This window comes from Kiritimatiellia bacterium, assembly GCA_018001225.1.
Lineage (GTDB): Bacteria > Verrucomicrobiota > Kiritimatiellia > CAIQIC01 > JAGNIJ01 > JAGNIJ01.
Genome location: JAGNIJ010000040.1, coordinates 32,293 through 43,824, shown reverse-complemented (window position 1 = coordinate 43,824; position 11,532 = coordinate 32,293). Strand labels below are relative to the sequence as shown.

The following is an 11,532-nucleotide window of genomic DNA, read 5'->3' as shown; positions in this document are numbered from 1 at the left end:
GGCAACCCATATCCCCGGTCCGTCCTGACGCAAGGTACTCCGCGTCGTACAGCCCGTCCGGCCGCAGGTCGACGCCCAGCGCATCGCGCCGCCCCCGCCGCCCCCGGCGCCGCCCCCGAACCGCGAGGACATGATCGCCACCACGCGGATCGAGCTTCCCCCCGAGTACCTCTCGCCCGAGCGGAAGAGCCGCATCATCACCATCAAGCGCCCTGGCCATTGAGCAAGCCTCCCGGCCGTTTAGTTCTTGGCGAGGCGGCGCGCTTTTGGGAGATTCTGACCCGCCGGAGTCGCATGCCTTCATGAAGGCGCTGACAAAGATCGGGGCATTTGCCGTGGCCAAGGCGCGCTCGGCGGTCACGGTGACCGCCGCGGTTTGGGGCATTCTCCGCGTGGCCTGCAAGCCCGGCACCTGGCCCCGCACTTCCCGTAATGTCCTGGCCCGGCAGGTTCTCTTCACCGGCTTCGAGGCCACCCGGTTCGTATCCCTCCTGGCCGTCGCCGTCGGGCTCTCGATCGTCGTCCAGGCCCAGGTCTGGCTGGCCAAGGTCGGCCAGACGGCGTTCCTCGGTCCGGTCCTGGTGATGGTCGTGATCCGCGAGGTGGGTCCGCTGCTGGTCAACTTCGTCATCATCGGCCGCAGCGGCACGGCCATCGCGACGGAACTGGGCAACATGAAGATCGCGGGCGAGGTGTACCTGCTGGACGGGCAGGGGCTCGACCCGTTCACCTACCTCGTCGTGCCCCGCGCCGTGGGCGCCGCGATCTCGATCTTCTGCCTCACCGTCGTCTTCATCCTGGTGTCGTTCGTCAGCGGCTACGTCAGCGGCTGGGTGCTCCAGGCCAATCCCGGGCCGGTGGACCTCTTCGTGAACAGCGTGTTCCGGGCCATCCGGCCCGCCGACGCAGGGAACCTCTTCATCAAGACCATCCTCCCCGGCCTGACGACCGGCGCGATCTGCTGCATCGAGGGCTTGAGCGTACACACGGCGGTCACGGAGGTGCCCCAGGCCGCCACGCGGGCCGTGGTGCGCTCGACGATAGCCTTGTTCATCGTCTCGGCCCTGGTGTCGGTGGTGACCTACTTGTGAGCGGGGAATGGAAGACCGGATCATACTGCAGTTCGAATCAGTCCGCGTGAAATCGGGCGCGGAGTACGAGGACGGCCTGGAGGACGTGACGTTCTCCCTGCGGCCGGGCGAGCGCCTTCTCGTCCTTCTCGAACCCCTGGCGCACCGCGGCGTGTTCGGCGATCTGGCCCTGGGTCTGGCCGAACCCGACGAGGGGCGGGTGCTGTTTGAAGGTCACGATTGGTCCCGCGTCGGCCCGGACCGCGCCGTCGCCGCCCGGGCCCGGATCGGACGCATCTACGAGCGGCCTCTTTGGGTGAGCAACCTGGACGTGGACGAAAACATCACGCTGGTCCAGCGCCACTTCACGCCCCGGCCGGAGGCGGAGATTGACGCGGAGGCCTTGGCGCTGGCTCGCTCCTTCGGCCTCCAGGACATCCCCCGCGCGCGGCCGGCCCGGGTCCCGTCGCGCGACCTGCGGGTGGCGGACTGGATCCGGGCCCTGGTGGGCCGGCGGGACCTGCTCGTGCTGGAGCGCCCGCTGCGCGACGCGCCTCCGGACAAGGCGGCCGCGCTGGTTCGCGCGGTGCGCGCGGCTTCCGACCGCGGCGCGGCGGTAATCTGGTTGCAGGACGCCGGCGACCGGAATATCGTGAAGGAGTTCGAGCCGGCGCGGGTGGTCGAGATGGCCGGCGAACGGTGGGCGCCGGTGGAAAGGACGTAAGCATGGCCAAGCCCTTCAAGTTCCGCTACGTCAACGAGATCACGGGCGGGTTCGTCCTCCTGACGCTCGTCCTCGTGATCGCCGGCATCATCCTGGCCGGCAATGCCCAGCGGTGGTTCGAGGAGGTCCATACCCTGACCCTGACGTTCCCGCCGGAGGGGTCGTTCGATCTCCAGAAGGGAGCCGAGGTCCGCATCCTGGGCGCCCTGGTCGGCGCCGTGGAGTCCATCAGCGTGGACGAAGCCGGCGGCATGACCGGCGAGATCACCATCCGCGGCAATTTCATCCGGTTCGTTCGCACGGATTCCAAGGCGATCGCCAAGAAGAAATTCGGCGTCGCCGGCGACGCGTTCGTGGAGATCACCAAGGGTTCCGCCGCGCCGCTGGAGGACGGCGGCGTGCTGGCCTGCGAGAAGGACACGGAATTGATGGCCATGGTCCAGGACGTGGTCCAGCAGATTCGCGAGAACACCGTGCCCGCTATCCAGGCGATGCAGAAGGCCGTGGAGGAATACACCAAGGTCGCCGAGGAACTGCACCGACCGGATGGCAACCTGCAGCAGTTGCTCGCCCATCTCAACGCGATTACCGAGGGCTTGGTCAAGGGGGAGGGCACCGCCGGCCAGCTCCTGCGCGATCCGGCCCTGGCCAACGAGTTACGCCAGATCACGGGCAAGATCGACGCCACGCTTCAGCAGGTTCAGCAGATCCTGGAGAATTTCGAGCAGGTCAGCGAAACGATCCGCGACGAGAGCGGCGACGTGCCGGGCCTGGTGCTCCAGGGCCGCGAAACCCTGCGCGAATCCGAGGTCCTGATCGAGGGCCTCCAGCGGCACTGGCTCCTGCGCAAGTATATGGAGGCCGACGAGCCGACGGCGCGGGTGCCCGTCTCCGGCGTGCTCGGCGTGGAGGTGTCGCCATGAGGCGCTCGGTTCTGTGGCTGGCCGCGGGCCTGCTGGCCGCCGGCTGTTCCTCCCCGCCGAAGCCCGCCCGCCCGGTCGATCCCGACCTGCAGCGCTACGCGTCCTCGGCGCAGGTGTCCTTCCGGCACGGCGCGTACGGGCAGGCCGAGCAATTGTACCGCCGCGCGCTGGACAGGGCCCGCGCGGCCGACGACGCCCGCGAGATCGGCAACAACGCCTACAACCTTGCCGCCTGCCTCGTCGCGCTGGGCCGCGACGAGGCGGCCCGGCCGCTGCTGCGCGAGGCGCGCGCGGAGTTGGAACGCGCCCGGCAGAATACCGCCGAAGTCATCCTCCTCGAGGCCGGCGCCGCGCGGAACCTCGGACAGGGGGAGGAGGCCGCGGCCCTGGTCGAGGAGTCCCGGGCGCGGCTGGATCGCGACCGGAACGGCGCGCTCTGGATCCAGGCCGCCCTGCTCGAAGCCCAGCTCGCCGCGGACGGGAACGATGCCCCGCGCGCGTTCCGCGTGTTGGCTTCGATCGAGAAGGACTTGGAACGGAAGGGCGATGCCTTGCTGAACGGCCGGGCCGCCGGCCTGCAGGCCCGGATTACGTGGATGACGGGACAACCCGCCGTGGCCGCCTCGTGGCTCGACAGGGAAGCGGCGGGTTATCGGAAGGCCGGACGCCCGCCGCACGAAATCGCCGCGGTGCTTCGCCGTGCGGGCGAGGCCTGGGGCCAGGCCGGCCAGCCCGCGGAATCGGCGGATCGGTACTACCGGGCCGCCCGCAGCCTGTTCGGGCAGGGGGATACCGTGGCGGCCCTGAAGTGCATCGAGCCGGCCCTGGCGGCGGCGGAAAAGGCCGGCCGGCCCGACCTGGCGGCCCGTATTGCGGATTTATTCCTGGAAATACGCCGGAAAACCGGCGCCATCGAGCCGGAAGAAACTAAATAAACCCGGGCCACACAACGTCTAATGATTGGAAGCTTACAAGGGAGAATGCCATGAACATGCGAGCGATGATCGGGATCGCGGCCCTGCTGGCCCTGGCGCCGGCGGCGTGGGCCGGGACCGAGATGAGCGTGCAGATCAAGGCCGGACAAATCCGCGCCACGCCGTCGTACCTGGGGCAGGTGCTGGCCACGGTGAATTACGGGGCCCGCGTGGACGTGCTCCAGCAGCGCGGCGACTGGATGGAGGTCCAGGCGGCCGGCGCCCCGAAAGGCTGGATGCACTCGTCCGCGCTGACGAAGAAGAAGATCGTGCTGGCGTCCGGCAGCGAGGATGTCCAGACCCGGACCTCGGGCGAGGAACTGGCGCTGGCCGGCAAGGGCTTCAACAAGGAGGTCGAGGCGGAGTTCAAGCAGCAGAACCCCGAAGTCGATTTCAGCTGGGTGAACTGGATGGAGAAGACCCGGTACTCGATGGAGGAACTCACGGCGTTTCTCCGCGCGGGCGGCGTGAAGAGTTCGACGGGAGGTGAGCGATGAAGCAGCTCTTCCTGCTGATCCTGGCGGCGGCGGCGATCGGCCTGGCTGGCTGCAAAACCCTCGAGGTCGCCGGCGAACTCGGCGCCGCGGTGGGCGTGGCCACGGGAACCATGACCACCAACGAGGCGGCCTCGCTCACGCGGACCACGGCCGCCGTGGCCAAGACCTTCGAGGACATCACCCCCGAGCAGGAGTACTACATCGGCCGCGCCGTGGCCGCGACGATCCTGACGAAGTACGAACCGTACTCCAACGACGCCGCGCACCGCTACCTGAACCTGCTGGGCCAGAGCCTGGCCCTGGCCTCGACCAGACCCGAGACCTTCGGCGGGTACCACTTCATGATCCTCGATAGCGACGAGATCAACGCCTTCGCGGCGCCCGGCGGGCTGATCCTGGTCACGCGGGGCATGTTGCGCTGCTGCCGGACCGAGGACGCGCTGGCTTCCGTGCTGGCCCACGAGATCGGGCACGTGCAGAACCAGCACGGGCTCAAGGCGATCAAGCAGGGCCGCTTGACGTCCGCCCTCACCATCCTCGCCGTGGAAAGCGCCAAGACCTTCGGCAGCGAGGACCTGGCGGAACTGACCACCGCCTTCGAGGGCAGCATCACCGACATCACGGGCACCCTGATGAACAGCGGCTACGCCCGCGGCCAGGAGCGCGACGCGGACAAGGGCGCCGTGAAGATCCTGGAGCAGGTCGGCTACGATCCGCAGGCCCTCGTCGACATGCTCGAGCAGATGGAGAGGAAGTTGAAGCCCGGCGGGCTGGACTTCGCCAAGACCCACCCGGACCCGGAAGACCGCGTCCGCGACATACGGGGGTGGATCGGCTCCGCGCCGGAACGGACCGAGCCGGCCGCGCGCCAGGCCCGGTTTGAGCGGGCGATGCAGGGTATCTAGCGAATGTCCAACAGGAGACGGATCGCATCAGGGGTCATCCCGAACGAAGTGAGGGAACTCCGGCCTTTTCATAACGCTGGAGATCCCTCGCTCCGCTCGGGATGACCAACGTTCACTGAACAGCAACCCGACGTAGTCATCATGCGGAAGAAGCTTCTTTATGGCCTCCTGGTCGGCCTGGCCGCCGCGCTGGCGGCCATTGGCCTCTGGCGCTGGGGCAAGCTCGATCCGCTGGAGAACATCGCGTGGCGCTGGCGCGTGCTCTGGCTCAAGCAGCCGAGCCCGGAAACGCCGCGGATCAAGGTCATCCTGCTCGACCAGGCCAGCCTGGACTGGGGCAAGAAGGAGATGGGGCTCTCCTGGCCGTGGCCCCGCGAGCTGTACTCCGCGCTGCTGGATTTCTGCGGCCGGGCCGGAGCCCGGGCCGTGGCCTTCGACGTGATCTTCACCGAGCCGTCGTTTTACGGCGTGAGCGACGACGAAACGTTCGGGGCCGCCATCGGCCGGACGCGCGCCTATGTTGCCGCGCTGTACATCGGCGGCGAGACGGCGGGTGACGCCGCCGAATGGCCGGAAGGGGCGCCGCCGCCGTGGCCGGAATTCCAGGGCTTGAAAGACTGGCGGGCCGGGCGGCGCGCCTTTACGGGGCGGGTGGTCCGCGCCGCTTTTCCCGTGCCGGAGTTGATCCAACCCGGGGTGGCCTGGGGCAACGTGTCCGACCAGCCGGACCCGGACGGCGTGTTCCGGCGGGCCGCGCTCTTCCGGGTGTTCGACGGGAGGGCCGTTCCGTCGCTGGGCCTGGCCGCGTGGCTGGCCGACCAGAAGGCGGCCGGGACCGAAGTGGCCGTGCGACTGGAGCCGGGCTGGTTGAAGGTGGGCGACCGGCGCATCCCCATCGACCGGCGCGGCCGTGCGACGCTGCGTTACATCGGGCGATCCGGCACGCATCCCTCGTTCAGCGCGGCCTCGATCATCCAGTCGGAACTTCGCCTGCGCGAGGGCGGCGAGCCCGTCGTGAAGCCGGAAGAGTTCCGGGATGCCTATGTCTTTTTCGGCTTCAGCGCCCCCGCTCTGCTCGACCTGCGGCCCACGCCGATCAGCCGCGTCTATCCCGGCGTGGAGATTCACACGACGATGCTGGACAACTTGCTCGCCGCGCAGTTCGTGCGCGACGCCCGGCCCGGCGTGGTGTGGCTGGCCACGCTCCTGCTGGCCCTGTTGAGCGGCATCGCCGTGACCCTCGGCCGGAAGGCATGGCAGAACGTCGCGGCCTTTGTGGTTTTCCTGCCCCTCCCGCCGCTCGCGGGGCTGGCGACGTACCGGGTGGGGATTTGGTGGCCGGTGGCCGTGGGCGAGGTCGCCGTGCTGCTCGCCGTGGTCGGCGCCGTCGTGGTGAACTACGCCACCGAGGGCCGGCAGAAGGCGTTCATCAAGTCCGCCTTCAAGTTCTACCTGGGCGAGACGGTGATCGACCAGCTCCTCGCCGACCCGTCGCGGCTGTCGCTCGGCGGCGAGAAGCGCGAGCTGACGATCTTCTTCTCCGACATCGAGAAATTCTCCTCCTTCTCCGAGCGGCTCGACCCGACCCAGCTCATCGGCCTGCTCAACGAGTACCTGTCGGAGATGGGCGAGATCATCAAGGAGGAGGGCGGGTACCTCGACAAGTTTATCGGCGACGCGATCGTCGCGTTCTGGAACGCGCCGGTGGCGCAGCCCGACCACGCCGCGCGCGCCTGCCGGGCCGCGCTCCGGTGCCAGCGGCGGCTGGCGGAGCGCCGCGCGGAGTGGCAGGAGAAGTACGGCGCCGTGGTCAAGATGCGCATCGGCATCCATACCGGCGACGTGACGGTCGGCAACATGGGCTCCCGCGACCGGTTCAACTACACCGTCCTCGGCGACGCCGCCAACCTGGCCTCGCGGCTCGAGGGCGCGAACAAGGCGTTCGGCACCTACTTCATGGTCTCCGAGTCCACCTGGGAAAAAACCGCGGGCGCGTTCGCGGGGCGTCCGTTGGCGCGCTTGACCGTGGTCGGCCGCAAGCAGCCCGTGGCTGTCTTTGAGCCCACCGGCCTGCCCGGCGAGACACGGCCGGAATGGCACGCCGACTTCGGGCGCGCGCTGCGCCTCTTTTTCGAAGGAAAATTCGCGGAGGCCCTTCCCCTGTTTGAACGACAGGCGGAGGACCCCGCCTCGCAAGCGTACGCCGGGCGCTGCCGCCTGTACCAGGCGGCCCCGCCGGCCGACTGGGCCGGCGTGTGGAACCTGACGGAGAAGGGGTGACATGAAAATCACGATCGGGGGAGCCCGGGGAACCAGCAGCGCCGCCCAGCCGGGATTCATGCGATACGGCGGCGAGACGACGTGCATCCTGGTGCAAGGGCAGGCGGGGGAAACGCTTTTCCTGGACGCCGGGACCGGGATCCGGCCGCTGGGAGCGCGCTTCGCGGAGCATCCGCCCGCCGAGGTGATGGTGTTGCTCACGCACTTCCACCTCGACCACGTGGTCGGCTGGCCTTCGTTTCCGCTTCTCTACGTCAAGGGCGTGACCCTGCGCGTGGCGGCGCCCGATGCCGGCGGGCAGAGGGCGGAACAGATCCTGTCCCAGCTCATGAAGCAGCCGTTCTGGCCGATCCAGATGGAGCGGGTGCAGGCCGGCCTTCGCTTCGAGCCGATTCCCGAACAGTTCGGCGGGCTGCAACTCCGGTCCTGCCCGGTGCATCACCCCGGCGGCTGCGTGGCGTACCGACTGGACGAACCGTCGACGGGCGCCTCGCTCGTTTTTGCGACGGATATCGAATGGGATCTTTCCAGCCCGGATGAAAAACGGATGTTTCTCGATTTGTGCCGCCAACCCGGGCCCTGTCGGCTGCTGCTCTTCGACGGGCACTACAGCCGCGCGACGTATCCGGCCTTCAAGGGCTGGGGACACAGTACGTGGGAGGACGCCGTCGAGGTGGCCCGTGACGTGCAGGCGGGGCAACTCCTGGTGATTCACCACGCGCCGGACGGCCGGGATGAGCAGTTGGACCGCATCCAGCGCCGGCTCCTGGTGGCGTATCCGGGGGCGGGCCTGGCCCAGGACGGCATGGAGGTGGAATTGTGAATCACGCCCTGCTGCCGGCCTTCCTGGAAGGAGTCGTCCTGCTGGGCCTGTACCTGCTGGCCGTGGTCCTGACGAGCGGGTGGCGCCGGCGCGCCGGCGCGGGGGAACAGGACGAGACGCCTTCCTGGCGGATCCTCCTGCTCCGGCCGCTCATCGTGCTCGTGGCCACGCATGTGCTCCTGTGGCTGCTGAAGCGGAATGGCGAGGCCTTGGCCTGGTTGCAGGGCCACCCGAAACATGTGTCCGCCTGGCTGACGTTCTGGGTCGTGGTGCTGGTCCTCGGCGCGATCGAGCTGATCGTTCTGCACGCGGGCCGCCTGGCCGGCCGGGCGTTTCGCGTGCCGCGGCTCATGCGCAACATCATCCGTGGCCTGGCCCTCCTGCTGGCCGCCTTTGCCGTGCTGAAGTACCAGCTCGGCGTCAACATCTCTCCGCTCCTGGCCTCCACGGCGCTAGTGACGGCGGTGGTCGGCTTCGCCCTGCAGGGCGTGCTGGGCAACCTCCTGGGCGGCATGTCCCTGCATGTGGTCGGATCCGTCCTGCCCGGTGACTGGGTCGCGATCGGCGATACGGAAGGAGAGGTCATCGAGACCAACTGGCGCGAGACCCGTTTGCGCACGGTGGCCGGCCATATCATGGTCATCCCCAACGGGGTCGTCGCCTCCTCTGTCATCCACAACATGACCCGGCCCACGCCGCTCCGGCGGCACGCGGTCAACGTGGGGGCTAGCTACTCGGATGCACCCGGCGAGGTGATCGAGGCGCTGCTGGAATCCGCGCGGGCGATCCCGGAGGTCCTGCGCGAACCGGCGCCGTCGGCCTATCTCGTCGAGTACAAGGATTTCGGCATCAACTACCGGCTGCGTTTCTGGACAAACCAGTTCTACGACCGCACCGCCGTCGAGGGTGACGTGATGCGGATGATCTGGTACCGCTTTAAGCGCCGCGGCATTGAGATCCCGTTCCCGATGAGCGACAAGCTGCTCAACGATTTCATGGCCGTCGTCTATCGCCAGCGCCGCATGCCGCCCGAGAGCGAGGATGTCCGCGACACCGCGCGGGACCTGCTGCGCAGCGATTTCATCGGCAAGCTGCTCGTGGATGAAAAAGGCCAGGCCTTATTGTCGGAAACGGACCTGGCCGGGATTTCGCCCTCGATCCGCCGTGTCCGATTCACGGCCGGCGAAACCATTTTCCGGCAGGGCGATCCCGGGGAATCGTGCTACGTGCTAGTGCGCGGAACCGTCCGTGGCCGGGTGGAGTACAGCGACCTGCGGCAGGCGAACGAGTTTGACCTGGGCCCCGGCTCGCTGTTCGGGGAGATGAGCCTCGTCACGGGTCTCCCGCGCACGGCGACGCTGGTCTCGCCCGGCGAGACGGAGATGCTGCTGATTTCGCGCGAGGCGTTCACGCGGCTGCTGGCCGTGCGCCCGGAAGTGCCGGAGGCGCTGGCCCGGATCGTGGCGCATCGCGCGGAGGCCAACCTCGCGGCGCTGGAGCAGCTGAAATCCCTGGGCCCGGCGAACGTGGCGGAGACCCTCAAGAAGGAAACCATCCTGCGCCGGTTCCTACGCCTGCTGGGCGTCAGCGGCTGATCGAGGCTGGCACTTCAGCGCAAGGTCATGACCAGGATGGCCGTCATGGCCAGGAACACCCCGAGGTACCCGTACAGGGACAGCACCTCGCCGAGGAACAGCCAGCCCAGCAGGTTGCTGATCACGATGGACACGGCCCCCAGCAGCGCCATGCTCTTGCCGAGCGGCACGTGGGCGAAGAGATAGAGCTGGCCGACCATGGCGACCTGGCGGATGACCAGGTAGGCCAGGAACCAGCCGCTCCAGAACGCCGCGACCCTGAAGCCGTAGCGCGCCATGTACGCGCGCCCCATGAAGTCGCTGATGGAGTAGAGGAATTGCGTGCCGAGGAGAATAGCCAGGATCCGGGTCATGGTCGCGGGCCGCGGCGTCAGGCGTTCTCGTTGCCCCGCTTGATGTGGAGTTCGGCGTGCTTGCTGGTCACGAAGCTCTTGGGCGGCACGCTCTCCATCAGGAACACGTTGGCCCCGATCGTCGAGCCCCGGCCGATGACCGTGTCGCCGCCGAGGATCGTCGCGTGCGCGTAGATCACCACGTCGTCCTCTACCGTCGGATGCCGCTTCACGTGCTTGACCGGCTGGCCCTGCGCGTCGAGCGAGAAGCTGCGCGCCCCCAGCGTGACGCCCTGGTACAGCTTGACGTGGTGGCCGATGTGGGTCGTTTCGCCGATGACCACGCCGGTCGCGTGGTCGATGAAGAAACCGTGCCCGATCTCCGCGCCGGGATGGATGTCCACGCCCGTCTGCGAGTGCGTCCACTCGCTCATCACGCGCGGTACGATGGGCACGTGGAGCTTGTAGAACTCGTGCGCCAGGCGGTGCGAGGCGATCGCCAGCAGTCCGGGGTACGCCAATTGGACCTCGGCATAGGTCAGCGCCGCCGGGTCGCCGTCGTACGCGGCCCGGATGTCTTCCACCAGCAGTTTCCGGATCTCGCCCAACCGCTCGACGAAGGACTGCATCACGCGGCCGGATTCCTCGTGGGGGTCCACGGGCTTCGGGGCGCCCTCCATGCGGGCGGCCTGGCCCATCCAGCGGAAGGGGATGGCCCTCTCCACCTCGGGCCGCAGCAGGCGCCAGGCCTCGCCGAGGCGGCGGACGAGGAACAGGCCCAGTTCCTCCGCCTGGATTTCCGCCTGGGACATGCGCCCGGGCAGCATGACGTCGACGAGGATGCGAAGGCCCTCCTCGATGTTGGTCGTGTTGGGATAGGAGCCCAGCAGGCTGTCCGCGCGGTCCTCGGGCCCGCCCGAGTACAGCGAGAGCAGGCCGGTCGCCGCCCGGCACAGGCAGTATTCCGAGGCTGTTCCCGTGCACTCGTGCGACGCTGGATGCTTCATGCCCTTTTCTCCCTTGCTCATCGCGGGCAACCTACCCGACGCCCTCCCGCGAATCAAGAACGGTTCCGTGGGTGGAAAAGCGGATTTGACCGGCCCCGGGCCGCGTGCTAGCGTCTCGGCTTGGCTTGCTGAACAACTGCATGAAGGCAAATCACGCAGCCTGGTAGCGTCCCGACCTCCGAGAGTCGGGACTTGGGGTGCAGGCGGGATGTTTGGCGGAGAATGTTGAATAGAGCGAGGAGTCGGGGCGTAGCGCAGCCTGGTAGCGCGTTTGCTTGGGGTGCAAAAGGTCAGGGGTTCAAATCCCCTCGCCCCGACCAGTTTTACTGGGGAAAATCGGCGATTTTAACGAATCGCCGATTTTTTTCTGTCCAGACTTGTGCGAAAACTTGTGCTAGTTGA

At 68.0% G+C, this 11,532-nt stretch carries 11 protein-coding genes and 1 tRNA gene; 10 read left to right on the top strand and 2 right to left on the bottom strand.

Annotation, left to right across the window (positions count from 1 at the left end; translation table 11 throughout):
- Positions 1-302 precede the first annotated feature (302 nt).
- The 9 genes from KA248_12610 to KA248_12570 all read left to right on the top strand — a co-directional run bounded on the left by KA248_12610 (position 303) and on the right by KA248_12570 (position 9,791).
- Positions 303-1,091 (top strand): ABC transporter permease, encoded by a 789-nt coding sequence (locus KA248_12610; protein MBP7830747.1) that lies wholly within the window; start codon positions 303-305, stop codon positions 1,089-1,091.
- Positions 1,092-1,098: 7 nt separating this feature from the next.
- A complete protein-coding gene (locus KA248_12605; GenBank protein MBP7830746.1) occupies positions 1,099-1,794 on the top strand; it encodes an ABC transporter ATP-binding protein in 696 nt (231 codons plus the stop codon).
- Between the two features lie 2 nt (positions 1,795-1,796).
- A complete protein-coding gene (locus KA248_12600; GenBank protein MBP7830745.1) occupies positions 1,797-2,717 on the top strand; it encodes an MCE family protein in 921 nt (306 codons plus the stop codon).
- On the top strand, positions 2,714-3,652 hold the full coding sequence (locus KA248_12595) for a hypothetical protein (protein MBP7830744.1): 939 nt from the start codon (positions 2,714-2,716) through the stop codon (positions 3,650-3,652). Before KA248_12600 ends, KA248_12595 begins: the two co-directional genes overlap by 4 nt.
- A gap of 50 nt (positions 3,653-3,702) precedes the next feature.
- Positions 3,703-4,188 carry an SH3 domain-containing protein gene (locus KA248_12590; protein ID MBP7830743.1) on the top strand — a complete coding sequence of 162 codons (486 nt, stop codon included), beginning with the start codon at positions 3,703-3,705 and terminating at the stop codon, positions 4,186-4,188.
- Positions 4,185-5,093: a M48 family metallopeptidase gene (locus KA248_12585; protein ID MBP7830742.1), complete on the top strand. Its 909-nt coding sequence runs from the start codon at positions 4,185-4,187 to the stop codon at positions 5,091-5,093. Before KA248_12590 ends, KA248_12585 begins: the two co-directional genes overlap by 4 nt.
- Before the next feature lie 141 nt (positions 5,094-5,234).
- Positions 5,235-7,373, top strand: coding sequence for an adenylate/guanylate cyclase domain-containing protein (locus tag KA248_12580; protein MBP7830741.1), 2,139 nt, complete (start codon positions 5,235-5,237; stop codon positions 7,371-7,373).
- A 1-nt stretch (position 7,374) separates the two neighbouring features.
- Complete coding sequence (locus KA248_12575) at positions 7,375-8,196, top strand: MBL fold metallo-hydrolase (GenBank protein ID MBP7830740.1); 822 nt, start codon at positions 7,375-7,377, stop codon at positions 8,194-8,196.
- A complete protein-coding gene (locus KA248_12570) occupies positions 8,193-9,791 on the top strand; it encodes a mechanosensitive ion channel (protein MBP7830739.1) in 1,599 nt (532 codons plus the stop codon). Before KA248_12575 ends, KA248_12570 begins: the two co-directional genes overlap by 4 nt.
- Before the next feature lie 14 nt (positions 9,792-9,805).
- Here KA248_12570 and KA248_12565 read toward each other — a convergent pair whose 3' ends face one another.
- Both KA248_12565 and KA248_12560 read right to left on the bottom strand, forming a co-directional pair.
- Complete coding sequence (locus KA248_12565; protein ID MBP7830738.1) at positions 9,806-10,144, bottom strand: hypothetical protein; 339 nt, start codon at positions 10,142-10,144, stop codon at positions 9,806-9,808.
- A 17-nt stretch (positions 10,145-10,161) separates the two neighbouring features.
- The gene (locus tag KA248_12560) at positions 10,162-10,950 is read right to left on the bottom strand and encodes a serine acetyltransferase (protein MBP7830737.1); all 789 of its coding nucleotides are present in this window, start codon (positions 10,948-10,950) and stop codon (positions 10,162-10,164) included.
- Positions 10,951-11,373: 423 nt separating this feature from the next.
- Here KA248_12560 and KA248_12555 point away from each other — a divergent pair.
- Positions 11,374-11,450 (top strand) — tRNA-Pro (locus KA248_12555).
- Positions 11,451-11,532: the final 82 nt, after the last annotated feature.